Annotated in this window: 17 protein-coding genes; 3 read left to right on the forward strand and 14 right to left on the reverse strand. The window is 73.1% G+C overall.

Translation table 11 applies throughout. The annotated features are described in order from the left end of the window. Positions 1-95: 95 nt before the first annotated feature. Positions 96-1793: a protein kinase gene (locus ACIGXW_RS23110; RefSeq protein ID WP_399574836.1), complete on the forward strand. Its 1698-nt coding sequence runs from the start codon at positions 96-98 to the stop codon at positions 1791-1793. A gap of 93 nt (positions 1794-1886) precedes the next feature. Here ACIGXW_RS23110 and ACIGXW_RS23115 read toward each other — a convergent pair whose 3' ends face one another. The 9 genes from ACIGXW_RS23115 to pdhA all read right to left on the reverse strand — a co-directional run bounded on the left by ACIGXW_RS23115 (position 1887) and on the right by pdhA (position 11785). After that, positions 1887-2447 (reverse strand): bacterial proteasome activator family protein, encoded by a 561-nt coding sequence (locus tag ACIGXW_RS23115; protein ID WP_071963705.1) that lies wholly within the window; start codon positions 2445-2447, stop codon positions 1887-1889. Between the two features lie 158 nt (positions 2448-2605). Further along, entirely contained in the window at positions 2606-3094 is a 489-nt protein-coding gene (locus ACIGXW_RS23120; RefSeq protein ID WP_399574837.1) for a hypothetical protein, read from the reverse strand. Positions 3095-3233: 139 nt separating this feature from the next. Further along, complete coding sequence (locus tag ACIGXW_RS23125) at positions 3234-4214, reverse strand: NAD(P)H-quinone oxidoreductase (protein ID WP_399574838.1); 981 nt, start codon at positions 4212-4214, stop codon at positions 3234-3236. Positions 4215-4250: 36 nt separating this feature from the next. Beyond that, positions 4251-5324 (reverse strand): potassium channel family protein, encoded by a 1074-nt coding sequence (locus ACIGXW_RS23130; protein ID WP_399574839.1) that lies wholly within the window; start codon positions 5322-5324, stop codon positions 4251-4253. A 127-nt stretch (positions 5325-5451) separates the two neighbouring features. Then, entirely contained in the window at positions 5452-6831 is a 1380-nt protein-coding gene (locus ACIGXW_RS23135; protein WP_399574841.1) for a molybdopterin molybdotransferase MoeA, read from the reverse strand. 365 nt (positions 6832-7196) lie between these two features. Beyond that, positions 7197-8051, reverse strand: coding sequence for an NTP transferase domain-containing protein (locus ACIGXW_RS23140; protein WP_399574843.1), 855 nt, complete (start codon positions 8049-8051; stop codon positions 7197-7199). A 73-nt stretch (positions 8052-8124) separates the two neighbouring features. Beyond that, positions 8125-9567, reverse strand: a complete 1443-nt coding sequence (locus ACIGXW_RS23145; protein ID WP_399574845.1) for a dihydrolipoamide acetyltransferase family protein — start codon at positions 9565-9567, stop codon at positions 8125-8127. Continuing rightward, the gene (locus ACIGXW_RS23150) at positions 9567-10619 is read right to left on the reverse strand and encodes an alpha-ketoacid dehydrogenase subunit beta (RefSeq protein ID WP_399574847.1); all 1053 of its coding nucleotides are present in this window, start codon (positions 10617-10619) and stop codon (positions 9567-9569) included. Before ACIGXW_RS23150 ends, ACIGXW_RS23145 begins: the two co-directional genes overlap by 1 nt. Next, on the reverse strand, positions 10616-11785 hold the full coding sequence (pdhA, locus tag ACIGXW_RS23155; RefSeq protein ID WP_071963697.1) for a pyruvate dehydrogenase (acetyl-transferring) E1 component subunit alpha: 1170 nt from the start codon (positions 11783-11785) through the stop codon (positions 10616-10618). Before pdhA ends, ACIGXW_RS23150 begins: the two co-directional genes overlap by 4 nt. A 170-nt stretch (positions 11786-11955) precedes the next feature. Here pdhA and ACIGXW_RS23160 point away from each other — a divergent pair, with 170 nt between their 5' ends. Further along, positions 11956-12462 (forward strand): Lrp/AsnC family transcriptional regulator, encoded by a 507-nt coding sequence (locus ACIGXW_RS23160; protein WP_071963696.1) that lies wholly within the window; start codon positions 11956-11958, stop codon positions 12460-12462. Positions 12463-12557: 95 nt separating this feature from the next. Here ACIGXW_RS23160 and ACIGXW_RS23165 read toward each other — a convergent pair whose 3' ends face one another. Continuing rightward, positions 12558-13151, reverse strand: a complete 594-nt coding sequence (locus ACIGXW_RS23165) for a TetR family transcriptional regulator (protein ID WP_071963695.1) — start codon at positions 13149-13151, stop codon at positions 12558-12560. 2 nt (positions 13152-13153) lie between these two features. Next, positions 13154-14692, reverse strand: coding sequence for a 3-hydroxyacyl-CoA dehydrogenase (locus tag ACIGXW_RS23170; RefSeq protein ID WP_399574848.1), 1539 nt, complete (start codon positions 14690-14692; stop codon positions 13154-13156). Between the two features lie 174 nt (positions 14693-14866). Between ACIGXW_RS23170 and paaN the strand changes: the two genes are divergently transcribed. Continuing rightward, positions 14867-16570: a phenylacetic acid degradation protein PaaN gene (gene paaN, locus ACIGXW_RS23175; RefSeq protein WP_399574850.1), complete on the forward strand. Its 1704-nt coding sequence runs from the start codon at positions 14867-14869 to the stop codon at positions 16568-16570. 5 nt (positions 16571-16575) lie between these two features. On the opposite strand, the gene ACIGXW_RS23180 is transcribed toward paaN, so the two are convergent. From ACIGXW_RS23180 to ACIGXW_RS23190, 3 genes are read right to left on the reverse strand one after another with little or no spacing between them, the layout of a single operon-like run. After that, the gene (locus ACIGXW_RS23180) at positions 16576-17337 is read right to left on the reverse strand and encodes a TrmH family RNA methyltransferase (protein ID WP_399574852.1); all 762 of its coding nucleotides are present in this window, start codon (positions 17335-17337) and stop codon (positions 16576-16578) included. Positions 17338-17341: 4 nt separating this feature from the next. Then, the gene (locus ACIGXW_RS23185) at positions 17342-18583 is read right to left on the reverse strand and encodes an HTTM domain-containing protein (protein ID WP_399574853.1); all 1242 of its coding nucleotides are present in this window, start codon (positions 18581-18583) and stop codon (positions 17342-17344) included. Then, positions 18580-19257 carry a DUF5819 family protein gene (locus ACIGXW_RS23190; RefSeq protein ID WP_399574854.1) on the reverse strand — a complete coding sequence of 226 codons (678 nt, stop codon included), beginning with the start codon at positions 19255-19257 and terminating at the stop codon, positions 18580-18582. The genes ACIGXW_RS23185 and ACIGXW_RS23190 overlap by 4 nt, the downstream gene beginning before the upstream one ends. Positions 19258-19455: the final 198 nt, after the last annotated feature.

The raw sequence follows: 19455 nt of genomic DNA on the forward strand, positions 1-19455 counted from the left end.
CGGGCAGACTTGGCCGGGATAGATCGAAGAACAGCCGGATCGGGCCTGTGGCCGGGTCGCCACACCAGGCAGTGCGCCGAGGGGGAAGTAACACCATGAGCCAGGACGGCGCGCGGGGCCGCTACACGGGGCGAGCGGTGGGCGGCGGCCGCTACCAGCTGCGCGACCTGCTCGGCGAGGGCGGCATGGCGTCCGTGCACCTGGCCTACGACTCGGTCCTCGACCGCCACGTGGCGATCAAGACCCTGCACACCGAGCTGGGCCGCGAGGCCTCCTTCCGCGAGCGCTTCCGCCGCGAGGCCCAGTCGGTGGCGAAGCTCACGCACACCAACATCGTCTCGGTGTTCGACACGGGCGAGGACGACCTCGACGGATCGACGATGCCGTACATCGTCATGGAGTACGTCGAGGGCCAGCCGCTGCGCTCCGTGCTCGACGCGGACGTCGCCCAGTACGGCGCGATGCCCACCGAAAAGGCGCTCAAGATCACAGCCGATGTGCTGGCGGCGCTCGAGGTCAGCCACGAGATGGGGCTGGTCCACCGCGACATCAAGCCCGGCAACGTGATGATGACCAAGCGCAACGTGGTCAAGGTCATGGACTTCGGCATCGCCCGCGCCATGCAGTCCGGCGTCACCTCGATGACCCAGACCGGCATGGTCGTCGGCACCCCGCAGTACCTCTCCCCCGAGCAGGCGCTCGGCCGCGGCGTCGACGCCCGCTCGGACCTCTACTCGGTCGGCATCATGCTCTTCGAGCTGCTGACCGGGCGGCTGCCCTTCGACGCGGACTCGCCGCTGGCCATCGCCTACGCGCACGTCCAAGAGGAGCCGGTCGCGCCCTCGACGATCAACCGGTCGATCCCGCCGGCCGTCGATGCGCTGGTCGCCCGCGCCCTGAAGAAGAACCCGAACGAGCGCTTCCCGAGCGCCGAGGCCATGCGCGACGAGTGCGCCCGGGTGGCCGGCACGGCCCAGGCCGCGCCCTCGCCGATCATCATCGCGGGCGGCCCGCCGGCCCGCAGCGGCGCGGGCGTCGGCTCCGCCGTCTTCCCGCCCGTCGACGGCCAGACCCCCGCCCCGGGCCCGCAGAGCGTCCAGACGCCCTACCAGAACCCCTACAACGGCGGCTACGCCCAGACGCCGCCCCCGCCCGGCCCCCAGGGCTACCAGACGCCCCCTCCGGCCTACCAGGCCGGCGGCACCCCGACGGCGCCGTACCCGGCCGCGTCGGGGCCCGTGAGCGGCTCGGGCGGCACCGGCGGGGCGGGCGGCTCCGCGGGCAAGAGCAACAAGCCGGTCATCATCGGCTCGGGCGTCGTCGCGGTGCTCGCGGTCATCGGCGTCATCGCCGCCATCGCGCTGAACGGCGGCGGGTCGAAGGACGAGGCGAACGACAAGCCGTCGCCGAACCCGTCCGCGGCCACCCCGGGCGGCGGCAACGTCACCGGCGGCGCCACGGGCGGCGGCACCGGTGGCGGCACCGGCGGCACGCAGGCGAAGGTCAAGGAAGGCGACAAGTCCAAGACCGTCGAGCGCGAGAAGTGCACGAAGGCCTACGACAACTACCGGGACAAGTCGAAGAAGAGCGCGCCGGACTTCAAGTACATCTACATCGACTCGGTGAAGGAGTGCCTGCAGGCCGCGGGCTGGAAGTACCGGGTGGACGTGGTGAACGAGAACACCTGGGGCAAGGGCACCGTGATGACGCAGATGCCCGACACGGGTGACCCGTTCGACCCGAAGAACGGCGAGTTCGTGCTGACCGTGTCGACGGGCCAGTCGGCTTCGTAGTCTCGTCGTTCCGTATTCCGTATGAGAAAGGCCGGTTGTCGCAGTCGACAACCGGCCTTCTTCATATGACGTATGACGTACGGGCGGTTCGGCTTACAGATAGGGGCCCGAGCGGGCGCCGCCGTGCTGCTGGCCGTCGTGCTCGTCGTCGCCCATCACGCCGGCGGGCAGCGCCCGGCGCATCTGCTCCAACTGGGCCCGGGCGGCCATCTGCTGGGCGAACAGCGCGGTCTGGATGCCGTGGAAGAGCCCTTCCAGCCAGCCGACCAACTGGGCCTGTGCGATGCGCAGTTCGGCCTCGGTGGGGATCGTCTCGTCGGTGAAGGGCAGGGAGAGGCGCTCCAGCTCCTCCACCAGCTCGGGGGCGAGACCGTCCTCCAGCTCCTTGACCGAGCTGTGGTGGATCTCCTTGAGCCGGACCCTGCTCGCCTCGTCCAGAGGCGCGGCGCGCACTTCCTCGAGCAGCTGCTTGATCATGCTGCCGATGCGCATGACCTTGGCGGGCTGTTCCACCATCTCCGTCACCGGGACCTCGCGCGGCTCGTCGTCGCCCGCCCCGCCGCCGGGGCTGGCGCTGCCGAGAGCCATGCCGTCCGGGCCTACGACCAGGACGTGCGGGCTCTCCTGCGACCGTTCATTCCTCGGCATATCCATGCCGCCATTCTCTCGCACATGTGATTTCCCCCTGTTGATGCCCCCGTACACGCCTGATCCACCGCGGGGGCGCGCAGGGGCGCACACGATTTCCGGGCGTACGCCTGCGGGAGGGGCGGTAGGGGGTGGGGACGCGTGGCGTCCCTTCGCGGGCCGCACTAGCGGCGGCGCAGGCGGAGGGCGAGGAATCCCAGGCCCAGGCCCGTCAGGGCCATCCCGGTGCCCAGGGGGAGCACCCGCATCACCCGGTCCGCGGGTTCCGCGCTGCGCGCGTGGCCGCGGGCGCGGGCCGCCCCGCCCGGTACGTGCGAGGGCGCCTGCGTGACCTGGACGACCGGCCCCGCGCCGTCGCCGGCCTCAGCCGACCCGGGCGAGGGCCGCGGCCTGGACCGCGGCGGCTCGACCGGCGGCGACTCCGGCCGGCCGGGGTGCCGGCGCCCCTCGCCCGCCACCGTCCCGGCCAGCTGCCCGGCGCCGGGGGACGGCGGCGAGGAAGGGAAGACCGTGGTCGCCGTCGTGGCCGACACGGGCACCGACGGCGCCGGAGCTGTCGGCTCCGGCTCCTCGGCCCACGCCGGCCACGGGGCTATGAGCACCGCCGACACCGCCAGCCCGAGCAGCGTCACCGTCCGCGATCCGTTGCGCATGTCGCCACCCTCCGCAAGAGTCACCCCCCTACGGACACCCCAACCCTCACACGCCCTCTGCCACGGGGCGCGCTGAGTGGCCGGTCGGGTGACGGGGGCCGGGGCGGCGGCGGAGGCGGCTGGGGCGGCGGGGCGGCGATCAGCCGGTGGTCAGGAGGACCTTGCCGACGTGCGCGCTGTCCTCCACGACGCGGTGCGCGGTCGCCGCGTCCCGCATCGGCAGGGTGCGGTCCACGACCGCCCGTACCCGCCCGCCGGCGATCAGCGGCCAGACGTGTTCGCGCACGGCGGCGACGATGGCCGCCTTCTCGGCGAGGGGCCGCCCGCGCAGCGACGTCGCCGTGACCGCGGCGCGCTTGGCGAGCAGCTTGCCGAGGTCGAGTTCGCCCTTGCGGCCGCCCTGCAGGCCGATGACGGCCAGCCGGCCGTTGACGGCGAGGGCCTCGATGTTCCGCGCCAGGTACTTCGCGCCGATGATGTCGAGGATGACGTCCGCGCCGACGCCGCCCGTCACCTTGTGCAGTTCCTCGACGAAGTCCTGCTCGCGGTAGTCGATGAGGATGTCCGCGCCCAGCTCGCGGCAACGCTCCAGCTTGTCCGTACCGCCCGCCGTCACCGCCACGCGCGCGCCGACCGCCTTCGCGAGCTGCACGGCCATGGTGCCGATGCCGCTGCCGCCGCCGTGCACGAGGAACGTCTCGCCGGCATTCAGGTGGGCGATCATGAACACGTTCGACCAGACGGTGGCCGTGACCTCGGGCAGCGCGGCCGCCGAGACGATGTCCAGGCCGTCGGGTACGGGCAGCAACTGCCCGGCCGGGACGCAGACTTTCTCCGCGTAGCCGCCGCCCGCCAGCAGCGCGCACACCTCGTCGCCGACGGCCCAGCCGCTGACGCCGGGGCCGAGCGCCCCGATGCGGCCGGAGACCTCCAGCCCGGGATAGGGGGAGGCGCCGGGCGGCGGGTCGTAGAAGCCCTGCCGCTGCAGCAGGTCGGCGCGGTTGACGCCACTGGCCACGACCTCGACCAGGACCTCTCCCTCACCGGGCACGGGATCGGGGACCTCGTCCCAGACCAGTGCCTCGGGACCGCCGGGTACGGGAATGGTGATCGCATACATGCCGCGAGGCTACTCCCGTGCGTACGAGCGCGCGTGCTAATCCTCGGCGCCCGTGGGGCGCGCCCGCACGATCGTGATCAGGCGGTCCGTGGCTTTGAGCGGGCTCGCCTCCGGATCGTCGTACCCGAGCAGCCGGTGACCGCGCAGCACGGAGACGACCAGGTCGTCCGTGTCGCGCACGCCGCGCCCCACCTCCGCCTTGACCACGGGCCGTTCGACGATGTCGAGACCGCTGCCCTGCTGGATGAGGTCCTCCATGACCGTGCCGGCGCTGGGGCTGAGCACCGACAGACCCAGCAGCCTGCCCGCCGCGCTCGCGCTCGTGATCACGGCGTCCGCGCCGGACTGCCGCAGCAGCGGGGCGTTCTCCTCCTCCCGCACCGCCGCGATGATCTTCGCGGAGCGGTTGAGCTGACGGGCGGTGAGGGTGACGAGCACGGCGGTGTCGTCGCGCTGGGTGGCGACGATGATCTGACGGGCCTTCTGGACCTCGGCGCGCAACAGGACATCACTGCGGGTCGCGTCGCCGATGACGCCCGCGTAGCCGTGCGCGGTGGCCGACTCGACGACCTTGGGATTGGGGTCGACGACGACGACCTTCTCCTTCTCGCGCGGATTGCCGGACGCCGCGCAGAGGGTCTGCGCGGCCGACCGGCCCTTGGTTCCGAAGCCGACGACGACGGTGTGCTCGCGCAAGGCGGACCTCCAGCGGGTCAGACGCCATTGCTCGCGGGTGCGCTCGGTGAGGACCTCGAGGGTGGTGCCGACCAGGATGATCAGGAAGAGGACACGGAGGGGCGTCACGAGCAGCACATTGGTCAGGCGGGCGCTGTCGCTGTACGGGACGATGTCGCCGTATCCGGTGGTGGAAAGGGTGACGGTGGCGTAGTAGACGGCGTCGAGGAAGTCGACGCCGCCGTCGGCGTTGTCGTGGTAGCCCTCGCGGTCCGCGTAGACGATGAAGACCGTGGCGACCATGACGAGCAGCGCGATGAGGATCCGCCGGCCGACCTGGCGTATCGGCGCCACGCTGTAGCGGGGCAGCAGAACCCGGAAGTCGGCCTCGTGCTGCGCCTCGCGGGCGGCGGCGTCGTGGCTGGGCAGGATCACCGGGTGCCTTTCGGGGGGTTGTGCCGGGGCCACGGCGGGTGGGGCCGCTTGATCTTGGCGGTGTGTCGGGGGGCGGCGGCGGTGCGGGCTGCGGTGTGGCGGGCTGCCGCGTTGCGGGCGGGCGGGATCACCGGGTGCCTCCCGGGGAGCCGTCCTGCGCCGCCCACGGCAGGCACAGCAGCTCGACCTCGCGGCCCCGGCCCGTACCGCCGGGCGGGACGACGGCCAGGGCGTCGGCGGCCGCGAGGCCGCGCAACATGGCGGGCCCGTGGAAGCGGAGCGGCCGGACCCGGCCGGCGCCCTCGCGGGCGACGGGGATCAGCCGGGTGTCGGTGGGGTGACCGGGCGCGTCCTCGCCGAGCACGGCACGGTACGGCTCGGGCGCCGCCCGGCCCGACAGCGCCCGCAGCAGGGGCTCGGCGAGCGTGAGGAGGCCGGCGACGGCGGCCAGCGGGTTGCCGGGGAGGCCGACCAGGTGCCGGCCGGGGGTGAGACGGGCGAGCAGCATCGGATGCCCCGGGCGGACGGCGACGCCGTCGACCAGCAGCTCTGCGCCGAGGTGGCGCAGGGTCGGGTGCACGTGGTCGACCGGCCCCCCGGCGGTGCCGCCGGTGGTGAGCACCAGATCCGCGTCGGAGGCCTCCAGGGCGGCCCGCAGCGCGGTCGCGTCGTCCCCCAGCCGGCGGATGCCGCCCACCTCGGCCCCGAGCGCCCGCAGCCACGGCCCGAGCATGGGCCCGAGGGCATCCCGGATGCGCCCGTCGTGCGGCAGCCCTTCCCGCAGCAGCTCGTCACCGAGCACGAGCACCTCGGCCCGGGGCCGGGGCGTGACCTTCAGCTGGTCGTACCCGGTGGCGGCGGCCAGCCCGAGCACGGCGGGCGTGACGAACGTCCCTGCGGCCAGCAGCCCGTCGCCGGACTGACACTCCTGGCCCCGGGGCCGGATGTCCTGCCCCTGCGTCAGGTGCCGGCTCGCATACAACTCGCCCTGGGGGCGCACGGTGCCGTGCTCGCTGCGCAGGACGGCCGTGGCACCGGGCGGTACGCGCGCGCCGGTGGCGATGCGCACGGCCTCGCCGTCGTGCAGCGGCGCGACGTCGGGACGGCCGGCGAGGATCCCGGTGTCGTCCCCTTCCGGCAACCGCCAGGGCCCGGGCCCGGCGACGGCCCACCCGTCCATGGCGGAGGTGTCGAACGACGGCAGATCGGTCAGCGCGGTCAACCGCCCGGCGAGCGTATGCCCGAGCGCCTCGTCGAGCGCCCGCATACGGGGCGCGAGCGGCTCGGCGGCACGGGCGGCGATGACGCGGGCGGTGGGCCAGGGGGTGGGGGCGTGGGTGTGGTCGGTAGGACCGGTGGGGCGGGAGCCGCCGGGGACGTCCGGGGCATCCGTCGGTTCGGGGTCGGCAGAACGTTCCGAGCCGTCGCCCACGGAGCCGAGGGGGGCATCCGCCCGCCCGGCACCGGCAGCACCGTCGCCGGCGGCAGGCTCATGCGACGAGCCCATGGGTTCGAGGCCCGGGGTCCGGGGCGGAGCCCCGGTTCCGGGAAGCGGGATCGGGGAAACCTCCCCGTCCCGCCGCCGCATCGTGTCGAAGAACCGCACCCCCGCGAACGGCACGTCCAGCTCCCCGGACGAATCCGCCGCCCTCTCGTCAGTCCCCTCGAACGGATCCCGGGCAAAGTCGAACGAGAAGTACCCGCGCCCGGCAACCGCCGCAGGCGGCCCGGAAACAACCGGAGCCTCACTCTCGGAGCGGCCCCGCCGCTCATCGGCGAGCAGGGCCAAAGCCTCATCCGTGGCCCGGTCCAGCGCGGCATCACCGTCCGTCCCCGGCGCACCTTCCGACGGGGGCCCGAAATCCCACCCCGTCATGACGCCTCGTCAGGGGACCGGGTCTCCTCGGCCCAGCGCGCGGCCAGCGCCACCGCCTTGCGGGCCGCCTCGGCCACCGCCTCCGGACCGCCACCACGCTGCGCGGCGGCGTATCCGACCAGGAAGGTCGTCAGGGGCGCGGCAGGCCGCGCCACACCGTGCGCGGCGTCGCGCGCGAGGTCGAGGAGACCGACCGTGTCGACATCGAGTTCGATGCCCAGCTCGGCCTTGACCGCGGCAATCCATTCATCCAGCACGCTCCCATCGTCCCTGATGCGCGCGCGGGCCGTGCCGATGTCCTCCCAGGTGTCGCAGTCGAAGGACGCGGTGGGGTGGTGCAGCCGGCCGAGCTCCAGCTCGGTGGTGAGCAGCCGCAGGGGCAGACCGCCGAGCGTGCCGTGCTCCGCGACGAGCAGCCCCAGCTCGCGCAGCAGCGGCTCCGAACGGTACGCCCCCACGAGCGGCTGCTCCCGCCCGTCACCGTCGACGACCACCACCCCTTCGGCCCCGGCCCCGGCCCCCTCGAGCCCCGCCAGCAACGCCCGTACCGCGTCCTCCCCCAGGAACGGCAGATCGGCGGAGAGGACGAGCACCCGTTCCGCCCGCACGTGCCGCAACCCGGCGGCCAGCCCGGCGAGGGGCCCGCCGCCCGGGGGCTCCTCGCGCGCCCAGATCACCGGCCGGACCGTGGGGCGGCGCGGGCCGACCACCACCGTCCGTGCCGCACCGCCGCAGGCACCCAGCACGCGGTCGAGCAGTGACCGCCCGCCGACCCGCACCGCGGGCTTGTCCGCCCCGCCCAGCCGCCGTGCCGCGCCTCCGGCCAGTACTACCGCGTCGTAAACCGTCACCCGTCGAGTATGGCGAGGCCGGCACGGACGCGACCGGCCAGGCGGACGCGAGCGGTCACGTGCACGCGGTCGGTCAGAGGGACCGCAGCAGCACCGCCGGCTGCTCGACGCAGTCGGCCACGTAGCGCAGGAAGCCGCCCGCCGTGCCGCCGTCGCACACCCGGTGGTCGAAGGTGAAGGACAGCTGCACCACCTGCCGCACCGCCAGCTCTCCCTCGTGCACCCAGGGCTTGGGCGATATTCGGCCGACGCCGAGCATCGCGGCCTCGGGATGGTTGAGGATCGGCGTGGATCCGTCGACGCCGAACACCCCGTAGTTGTTGAGGGTGAACGTGCCGCCGGTCAGCTCGGCCGGGCTGAGTTTGCCCGCACGCGCGGCCTCCGTGAGCCGGGCCATCTCGACCGACAGCTCGACGGCGTTGCGCGCGTTGGCGTCCCGTACGACGGGGACGACCAGGCCGCGCTCGGTCTGGGCGGCGAAGCCCAGATGGACGTCCGGGAGCGTGACGATCTCCTGCGCCTCGGTGTCGACCGTCGCGTTCAGCTCGGGGTACTTCGCGAGCGCCGCCGTGCAGATCCGGGCCAGGAGGGCGAGGAGCGACACCTTGGCCCCGCCGGACACGTTCATCGCCCGGCGGGCGGCCATCAGCTCCGTGGCGTCCGCGTCCACCCAGCACGTGGCGTCCGGGATCTCGCGGCGGCTGCGGCTGAGCTTCTCCGCCACGGCTCCGCGCACACCGCGCAGCGGCACCCGCAGACCGTCCGGCACCCGCCGGCCGCCCGCCACCCGACGGCCGGCCCGGGCCGCGGGACGTGCCGCCTGGCCCGCGTGAGCAGCCGGGACGGCGCCCGCGACGGCCGCCGCGGCCCGCACTTCCTGCGCTCCCTGGGCCGCGGCCTCGACATCGGCGCGGGTGATCAACCCGTCCGGTCCCGTGCCGCGCACCGAGGTCAGATCCACGCCGCGTTCCCGCGCGAGACGCCGTACGAGCGGGGAGATGACCGCGATGGCACCCGGTGCGGGCGTCCGTTCGGCGGGCCGCCCCACCTCGCGGACCGGGGGACGTACCCGGCGGCGCCGCGCCGAGGGCGCCTGCGTGCCGTAACCGACCAGCACATTGCCCGAGCCCTCGTCCCCGCCACCGGCACCGACCCCGCCCGCGTGCGCGGTCTCGGATCCGGAGCCCGCCCCGGCCCCGGGCGCGCCCGCTCCGGAACGCACGGCCGAGCCGCTCCCGGGACCGGGCGCCGAGCCCCCGGCACTCCCGGACTCGCCCACCGCCACGGTCAGCAGCGGCGCGCCGACCGGCAGTTCCGCGCCCTCCTCGCCGAAGCGGGCGGTGACCACGCCCCCGTAGGGGCAGGGGACCTCCACCATCGCCTTCGCCGTCTCAACCTCGACCACCGGCTGGTCGACGGCGACGACGTCGCCGACGCTCACCAGCCAGCGGACGACCTGTGCCTCCGTGAGCCCCTCGCCCAGGTCGGGCAGCGTGAACTCGCGCACCACCGCCATCAGCGCGCACCACTTCCATATGCGTTGTCGTCAGAGGTCCATTGCGCTTCCCACTGCAGTCGCGCCACCGCGTCCAGGACCCGGTCCACGCCCGGCAGATGGTGCTTCTCCAGCATCGGCGGCGGGTACGGGATGTCGAACCCCGCCACCCGCAGCACCGGCGCCTCCAGATGGTGGAAACAGCGCTCGGTGATCCGTGCCGCGATCTCCCCGCCCGGGCCGCCGAAGCCCGTCGACTCGTGCACGACCACGGCCCGGCCGGTGCGCCGTACGGACGTGCAGACGGTCTCCTCGTCGAACGGCACCAGCGACCTCAGGTCGACGACCTCCAGGTCCCAGCCCTCCGCCGTGGCCGCCTCGGCCGCCTCCATGCAGACGGGCACCGACGGCCCGTAGGTGACGAGGGTCGCGGACGTGCCGGGCCTGCGGACGACCGCGCGGCCGATGCCCGGCACCGGCTCCGGCCGCTCCGGGTCCCAGCCCGCCTTGGACCAGTACAGCCGCTTGGGCTCCAGGAAGATCACCGGGTCGTCGGAGGCGATCGCGGCGCGCAGCAGCCCGTAGGCGTCGGCGACGGTCGCCGGGGCGACGACGTGGAGTCCGGGAGTGGCCAGGTAGTAGGCCTCGGAGGAGTCGCTGTGGTGCTCGACGCCGCCGATGCCGCCGCCGTAGGGGACCCGCACGGTGATCGGCATGGGCATCGCGCCGCGCGTCCTGTTGCGCATCCGCGAGACGTGGCTGATGAGCTGCTCGAAGGCGGGGTAGGCGAAGGCGTCGAACTGCATCTCCACCACGGGCCGCAGCCCGTACATGGCCATGCCCACGGCCGTCCCGAGGATGCCCGCCTCGGCGAGCGGCGTGTCCGTGCAGCGGTCCTCGCCGAACTCCTTGGCCAGGCCCTCGGTGACCCGGAAGACGCCGCCCAGCGTGCCGACGTCCTCGCCGAGGACGTGGACGGCGGGGTCGTCGGCCATGGCGTCGCGCAGCGCCCGGCCGAGAGCCTGCGCCATGGTGGCGGGCTTGGGACCGGTTTCGACGGGCGCGGTGGTCATCGCTGCCTTCCTTCCTGGGGGCCGCCCTCCAGGGGGCCCGGGAGCTCCCCCGCGGCAGTCAGCTCAGCACGCAATTGTGCTGCCTGCTCGCGCAGTTGGGCAGTCTGTTCGGCGTAAACATGTGTGAACAGTTCCATCGGGTCGAGCACGGGGTCCTGGTTCATCCGCTCGCGCAGGTCGGCGGCCATCCGCTCGGCGGCCTCCTGCTCGTCCCGTATCGCCGCGTCGTCCAGCAGCTCGCGGCGGGTCAGCTCCCGTTCCAGCAGGGCGATCGGGTCGTGGGCGCGCCAGGCCTCGACCTCGGCGTCGCTGCGGTAGCGGGTGGCGTCGTCGGCGTTGGTGTGGGCGTCGATGCGGTAGGTGACGGCCTCCACCAGCGTGGGGCCGCCGCCCGCCCGAGCCCGGCGCACGGCTTCGGAGAGGACCTGATGGACGGCCGCGGCGTCGTTGCCGTCGACGAGCCGGCCGGGCATGCCGTACCCGACGGCCTTGTGGGCGAGGGAGGGCGCGGCGGTCTGCTTGGCGAGCGGCACGGAGATGGCGAAGCCGTTGTTCTGCACGAAGAAGACGACCGGCGCCCGCCACACGGCGGCGAAGTTGAGCGCCTCGTGGAAGTCGCCCTCGCTCGTGCCTCCGTCGCCGACCATGGCGAGCGCGACGACGTCGTCCCCCTTGAGCCGGGCGGCGTGGGCCAGCCCGACCGCGTGGGGGAGCTGGGTGGCGAGCGGGGTGCACAGCGGGGCGACGCGGTGCTCGTGCGGGTCGTAGCCGGTGTGCCAGTCGCCGCGCAGCAGGGTCAGGGCCTGCACGGGGTCCAGGCCCCGCACGACGGCGGCCAGGGTGTCGCGGTAGCTGGGGAAGAGCCAGTCGCGCTCCTCCAGGGCCAGCGCGGCGGCGACCTCGCAGGCCTCCTGCCCGGTGGAGGAGGGGTAGACGGCCAGCCGGCCCTGGCGGGTGAGGGCGGTGGCCTGGGTGTTGTAGCGGCGCCCGCGCACGAGCTGGCCGTACAGCCTCCTGAGCAGGTCGGGGTCGAGCCCGTCGGCGGCGTCGGTACCCAGCAGCCGGTACGGCTCCGCGTCGGGCAGCAGCGGGGCGGGGTCGGTCCGGGGTTGCCAGGCCGGGGGCGGACTGGGCCGGTACGAGCCGGGCTGCTCCAGAACCGTCATGACGAGCACCTCCTCTTGGGACGAGCTTGACCGGAAAGCGTCCTGCGCTCCCCCTACCGATTGTTCGGTCGTTGGCACTTTTTGGCTACAGGCGGCCCGAGCCTGTGGACAAACGGTTCTCCACAACTTGAGATATGAACAGGACGTCCATGAAGGGGAGGCATGGCGGTATGCCGGACGAACAGATGGCCACGTCGGGCGGCAGACCGGCCGCCCGCCCGCTCGACGACATCGACCGCTCGATCCTGCGGATGCTGCAGAGCGACGGGCGGGCCTCGATACGGTCGGTGGCCGAACGTGTGCACGTCTCGCGGGCCAACGCCTACGCCCGGATCAACCGGCTCATCGACGACGGCGTCATCAAGGGCTTCGGCGCCCGGATCGACCAGGAGCGGGCAGGGCACGGCGCCTCGGCGTACATCACCCTGAAAATCGTGCAGAACTCCTGGCGCACGGTCCGCGAGGAGCTGCGGGAACTGCCGGGGGTGGCCCACATGGCCCTGGTGAGCGGCGATTTCGACGTCCTGCTGCTCGTCCACACCCGGGACAACCGGGCCCTGCGGGAGCTCGTCCTGACCCGCATCCAGGCCATGGACGAGGTGCTCAGCACCCGGACGCTCCTGGTCTTCGAGGAGACGGACCTCAAGGAGGACCGTCCGCTCGACGAAGGCCGGTAGCGGACGGCGACCGGACGCTCCCCCTGCCGGACGGACGCCGGACACGACGGCCGCCCGGCAGGGGAAGACCCCGCCGGGCGGCCGGAAAACCGCTGCTAGCGGTACGTGCGCAGGCCGGCGAAGGCCGTGTGGACCACGGCGTCGGCCACCTCGTCACTGGTGGCGGCCCCACCGCGCTCCGGCCGGTACCACTCCACAACGGAATTGATCATTCCGAAGAGCAGCCGGGTCGCCAGCCGGATGTCCACGTCCTCCCGGAGGTCACCGTCCGCGGCGGCCTCCTTCAGCAGCTCGGCCACCTGGTGGTCGAACTCGCGGCGCCGCTCCATCGCCCAGCGCTCGGTGTCGGTGTTGCCCCGTACGCGCAGCAGCAGCGTCACGTAGGGCAGCTCGGCCATCAGCACCTCGACCGTGCGCCGGGTGACGTACTCGAGCCGGTCGATCGCCCTGCCGTCGGTGGCGCCGGGCTCGTCCAGGACCGCGAAGAGCCCGTCCAGGGCACGGCTTATGGCGAGCCGCAGCAGCTCTTCCTTGCCCTTGACGTGGTGGTAGATGGAGGACTTGGAGATGCCGGCCGCCTTGGAGAGATGCTCCATGGAGGTGCCGTCGTAGCCCCGCTCGTTGAACACCTTGACGGCGACCGCGAGCAGCGATTCGGGCGTGTAGGTGTCGCGCTTGGCCATGGTCATGATTACAGCAGGCTCTCCTTGACGGCCGCACGACGGCGGAGGGGCTGACAGGCGGCGTAGCGGCCGCCCGGGTACTCGTGGTCCATGTTCCGCAGGAACCGGTCGAGCCAGTCGGTGTCCAGGGCCCGGCTCCACTCCAGCGGGCCGAGGGGGTAGTTCACGCCCTTGCGCATGGCGGTGTCGATGTCCTCGCGGCTCGCCACGCCGCGCCCGGCCGCGTCCTCGGCGAAGTCGACGAGCAGGGCGACCGTCCGGGCGACGATCATGCCGGGCGCGTCCCCGATGACGCTGACCTTCTTGCCGAGGGCCTGGAACAGGCCGACGGCCGCCTCGACGTCCTCCTTCGGCGCGGTCGCGGAGGGGGCGAGGGCGACACGGGTGCAGGTGCGGTAGTCCAGGGCGAGGTCGACGTCGATGCGCGGGCCCAGGCAGGCCGTGTTCGTGGGGCCCCGGCCGTCGGCCAGGGCGAGCCGGGTGCCGCCCGGCAGGACGAGGCAGCCGTCGGAGGCCTCCTCGCCACCGGTCCCCTCGCCGCTGTCGCGGGTCACCTCGATGCCGGCTCCCTCGATCATCGCGGGCAGGACGGCGGCGGGCCCGGGCAGGCCGGGCCGGTGGCCGACCGCCCGGGGCGCCGGGCACGGTTCGGCCGTGTGCGGCGCGGGCGCGTCGGCGCCCTCCCCGTGGTCGTACCAGCCCCGGCCCGTCTTCCGCCCCAGCAGGCCGGCCTCCACGAGCCGCTGCTGGGCGAGCGAGGGCGTGAACTTCGGGTGGTGGAAGAAGGCCTCGTACACCGAACGGGTGACGGCGTTGTTCACATCCTGGCCGATGAGGTCGGTCAGCTCGAAGGGGCCCATGGCGAAGCCGCCGCTCTCGCGCAGTACCGCGTCGATCGTGGCGGGGTCCGCGACGCCCTCCTCGTACAGGCGGAAGGCCTCGGCGTAGAAGGGCCGGGCGACGCGGTTGACGAGGAAACCGGGGGTGTCGGCGCAGCTCACGGGCGTCTTGCCCCAGGCGGCCACGGTGGCCCGGGCGCTCTCGGCGACCGCCGCGTCCGTGGCGTGGCCCCGGACGACCTCCACGAGCGGGAGGAGCGGGGCGGGGTTGAAGAAGTGCAGGCCGACGAACCGGCCGGGCAGGCGGAGGGCGCCCGCGACCGCGGTCACGGACAGGGAAGAGGTGTTGGTGGCGAGCACGCAGTCGTCTGGAACGACCGATTCCAGCTCATCGAAGAGCTTCTGCTTGGCGGTGAGTTGCTCGAGAATCGCCTCGATGACGAGCGCGGAGCCGGCGAGGTCGGTCAGCTGTGCGGCAGGGCGCAGGCGGGCGAGTGCCGCGTCCCGGCCGGCCGCGTCGAGCCTGCCCTTGTCCACGAGCCGGCCGAGGCGCGCGGCGATCGACCGCGCCGCCTCCTCCGCCCGGCCGGGGGCGGCGTCGTACAGCCGCACGGGATGCCCGGCGACCAGGGCGACCTGGGCGATTCCCTGCCCCATGGTGCCCGTGCCGACGACGGCGACGGTGCGTGCCGGGTCGATTGGGGTCATGTCAGTGATCCTCCCCGATGAGTTGTCCACAGGTTTGCCGGGCCCCCTTGTCCCGACCGATCGTTCGGTTACTGTATCCATCGGGGGTGCTCCTGGCTCCCCGAACGCTGTCGCCCGATCCCTGTCGCCCTAGTCGCACTGTCAGAGCCCCGCTCGACGAGGAGTTGGTCAGACGTGACCGCCGGACTCACCACCGCCCAGTTGATCGAGAAGCATCTCCCCACGCTCGACCAGGCCCTGGACGCCATCCGTACGCGCGCCTACTGGTCCCCCTACCCCGAGCACCCGAAGGCCTACGGCGACGGCCAGGGGGTGCCCGGCAGCCTCGACGCCGCCGGCGGCCAGGCCGCGTTCGACGCCCTGCGCGGCAAGCGCTTCGAGCTGGACCAGCCCGGCACGGACGGCTGGACGGGCACGGAGGTATCGCCCTACGGCCTGGAGCTGGGCGTCGAGTATCCGCACGCCGACATCGATGTCCTGCTGCCCGCCCTGCGCGCGGCCATGCCCGAGTGGCGCAAGGCCGGGCCGAAGGCGCGGGCCGCGGTCTGTCTGGAGATCCTCGCGCGGATCAACGCCCGTACGCACGAGATCGCCCACACGGTCATGCACACCAGCGGCCAGGCGTTCATGATGGCGTTCCAGGCCGGCGGGCCGCACGCCCAGGACCGCGGCCTGGAGGCCGTCGCCTACGCCTATGCCGCCCAGGCCGCCGTGCCGGGCTCCGCGGAGTGGGTCAAGCCGCAGGGCAAGCGCGATCCCCTGGCGCTGGCCAAGGAGTTCACGGCCGTGCCGCGCGGCGTCTCGCTGCTCATCGGCTGCAACACCTTCCCCACGTGGAACGGCTATCCCGGTCTGTTCGCCTCGCTCGCCACCGGCAACGCCGTGCTGGTCAAGCCCCACCCGCGCGCGGTGCTGCCGCTCGCCCTGACCGTGCGCATCGCGCGCGAGGTGCTGGGCGAGGCCGGATTCTCCCCCGACCTGGTCGCCCTGGCCGCCGAACGGCAGGACGAGGGCATCGCCAAGGCCCTGGCGGTGCGCCCGGAGATCCGCATCATCGACTACACCGGCTCCACCGCCTTCGGCGACTGGCTGGAGGCCAACGCCCGTCAGGCGCAGGTCTTCACCGAAAAGGCCGGGGTCAACACGGTCGTCGTCGACTCCACCGACGACTACAAGGGCATGCTCTCCAACCTGGCCTTCTCCCTGTCCCTGTACAGCGGCCAGATGTGCACCACCCCGCAGAACCTGCTGATCCCCCGCGAGGGCATCGGCACCGACGCCGGCCACAAGTCGTACGACGAGGTGACGGCCGACCTCGCCACCGCAGTGGACAAGCTGCTGGGTGACGACGCCCGGGCCAACGCCCTGCTCGGCGCCATCGTCAACGACCAGGTCAAGGCCCGTATCGACGCCGCCGCACAGCTGGGCGAGGTCGTCCTGGCCTCCCGTTCCGTGGCCAACCCCGACTTCCCCGGCGCCACGGTCCGCACCCCCGTCATCGTCAAGCTCGACGGAGCCAAGCCCGACGCCGAAGCGGCCTATTTCTCCGAGTGCTTCGGGCCGGTGGCGTTCGTGGTGGCCGTCGACTCGGCCGCCGACGCCGTGGAGCTGCTGCGCCGCACGGTGCGGGAGAAGGGCGCGATGACGGTCGGCGCGTACACGACCTCGGCGGAGGTCGAGCAGCTGGTCGAGGAGGCGTGCCTGGAGGAGTGCGCCCAGCTCTCCCTCAACCTGACGGGCGGGGTGTACGTCAACCAGACGGCCGCCTTCTCCGACTTCCATGGCTCCGGCGGCAACCCGGCGGCCAACGCGGCACTGTGCGACAGCGCGTTCGTCGCCACCCGCTTCCGCACGGTGGAGGTGCGCCGCCAGGCCTGAGCCCGTCAGACGGGAGCCGGCCCGCCCCAGTGGAAGAGCGTCATGGCGACGCTGGTGGCGAGGTTGTAGCTGGAGACCTGGGGACGCATGGGCAGGGCGACCAGCCGGGTCGCCCTGGCCCGCAGCTCCGGCGAGATGCCGTGCCGCTCGGAGCCGAAGGCGATCAGCGCGTCGTCCGGTACGGGCACGGACCGGATGTCGTCGCCCTCCGGGTCGAGGACGTACAGCGGCCCGGGCGGCAGCTCCTCGAGGGGCAGCCGCTCCACGGCCGTGGCGTAGTGCAGACCGGCGCCGGACCGCACGGCGTTCGGGTGCCAGGGGTCGATGTCGCCGGTGGTGACCACGCCGGTGGCCCCGAAGCCTGCGGCGAGACGGATCACGGCACCGACGTTGCCCAGGTTGCGGGGGTTGTCCAGGACGACGACGGGCGCGGTGCGGGGCAGCCGCGCCAGGGCATCGAGGTTGGCCCGGCGGTCGCGGCGGGCGGCCAGGGCGGCGACCTGGGTGGGATGCACCCGCGGCACCAGCTCGCGCAGGGCCTGCGCGGGCACCTCCACCAGGAGGTCGTCGAGCGTGTCCGTCAGGTCGTCGGCCAGGTCGGCCGCGAGCGCCAGGGCGGACGCCTTGTCACTGGTGACGGCGGGGCCCACGTCCGCTCCGAAGCGCAGGGCGTGCTTGAGCGCGTGAAAGCCGTCGAGCAGCACGGCGCCGGGTGCGTCGGCGGCCCATCGTCGCAGTACAGCGGCACCGACGTCGTCCTGGGTCATGCCCTCACCCTACGATCCGTTGCCCGCCCTCAGCCTGCCCGGTCATCTCTCCGGACTGTCCGGACTGTCCGGGCGACAACTCAGCCCCTCCGGCGTTTGAGGTGCGCCTTCCGGGGCGGAGCCCCGGAAGGCGCACCCCCACCCGCCCAAGCCTCCGCAGGAACGAGGTCGGCAAGAACACCGCATCGGCCACGATCATCGCCAACGAAAAGAACGGCAGCCCCAGCAGCACCGCGATACCCACGTGCTCGGCCATCATCACCACCAGCAGCACGTTCTTCACCCGCCGGTTCAGCAACGTGAAGGGGAAGGCGACCTGCGCGGCCACCGTGCCGTAGCTGAGCAGCAGCACGATGATCCCGCTGGCGGCCAGCGCGTGGGAGAGCCAGGGCCACGGCGAGAAGTAGTCGATGTGCATCGGGTAGTACAGGGCGGTGCCGTCCTGCCAGCGCGAGCCCTGGACCTTGTACCAGCCGGCCGTGGCGTAGATCAGACAGACCTCCGCCATGATGACCAGCAGCGCGGCGTTGTGCGCGAGATGGGCCAGCGTGTCCAGCACCGTCCTGGGCTCGCCCGGGGCATAGCGCACCGCCGCCCACCACAGGCCGTGGATCAGCCACAGGCCCCACAGCGCGGTCGCCCAGCCGAGGCCCGGCAGCGGTCCTTCGTCCGTCCACCCCAGGCCCGCGCCGCCGTGGACCTGTGCGGCGGCGAGCGCGAGGCCGCAGACCGTCCACAGCACGATGCCGGGCACGTCCCGGCCGTCCTGGTTCCCGTCCCGGCGGGCGGCGCGCCGGGCGTCGAGGGACCAGACCTGGCCGCAGCGCGTGAGCACGGTGTAGAGGGCCATCAGGTGGATGACGTTGTCGCCGCCGTCGCCGATGAAGACGCTGCGGTTCTGCAGCGACAGTACGCAGAGCATGGAGAGCACGGACATGGTCCGGGTGCGCCACCCGAGCATCAGCAGGGCGCTGGAGACGATGGCCAGCGCGTAGACGCCCTCGAACCACATCGGGCTGTCGGACCACAGGAGCGCGGTGAAGGCGTGGTTGTCGCCGGTCAGCTGCCGGGCCATCCCCCCGCTCCAGGGGGCGTCGGGCCCGTACAGCTCACGGCGGTTGGTCCACTCGCGGAGCAGGTAGCACAGCCAGACGAAGGAGAGGCCTATGCGGATGACGGCCGTCTGGTACGGGCCGAGTGAGGAGCCGGTGGCGCGGGCGAGCCCTCGCGTCAGAGAGTCGATCACCGGGTGCTCACCTCCGCGAAGTCGGCGGTGGTGACGGGCCACCAGCCCAGCACGCGGTACACGGGCTTGGTGTCGGCCTTCTCGTCGCTCCACGGCGGCGGGGCGATGGCCGTGGTCACGGACCGCACCTGCACGCGCTCCACCGGACGACCGTCCCGTGCGGGGCCGAGCCGGGAGGCGACGATGCGGCGTATGTACTGCTCGGAGAGGCGGCCGCGCAGGCCGTTGGGCTGCTCACGGGCGTCGTGGGTGTTGGCGTAGAAGTCCCAGGCGCGGCGGAGTTCGTTCTGCCGCGTGTGGCTGGGGAGCGGGTTGTGGAGGATGGCGGCGCCGTCCTGTGCGGAGAGGTCGGTCCAGGGGGTGACGGTCGTCCGGCCGTCGGGGCCGCGCAGCTCGGCGCGGGCCTGAACGGCGACGTTCTGCTGGAGGGGGTTGGGAGCGAAGAACTTCCAGTTCTGCTCGTACTCCGGATAGACGTAGTCGTCGATCGCCGCCGCGTACTGCTTGCTGACCGTGTTCGGCGGCGCGACGTGCAGGAACATCATTCCCAGGTGTACGGCCGCCACCAGGCCCACCACCGCGACGCCGGCCGCGACGACGATGCGTGACGGCAGGGACAGCCCCTCCAGTCCGGCGTCCCCGCCGGCCCGCTCGCGCCCGTCGTCCCTCTCCATACCCGCCCCGATTCCGCTCGCCGCACCGCTGCCATGTGCACGCCGGGGGCCCCGGCGTGCACCCGAACGGTACCGACGCCGCCCCACGCGGCACAGCGCCCCCGGGTTATCCACAGGGTTGACAGGCCCCGGGCCCCGATCCACCATTGAACCGAACGATCGGTCGGTAGGGAGATACGGAGAAGCGAGGGGGCACGG

It is taken from the genome of Streptomyces sp. NPDC053079 (genome assembly GCF_044546695.1).
Taxonomy (GTDB): domain Bacteria; phylum Actinomycetota; class Actinomycetes; order Streptomycetales; family Streptomycetaceae; genus Streptomyces.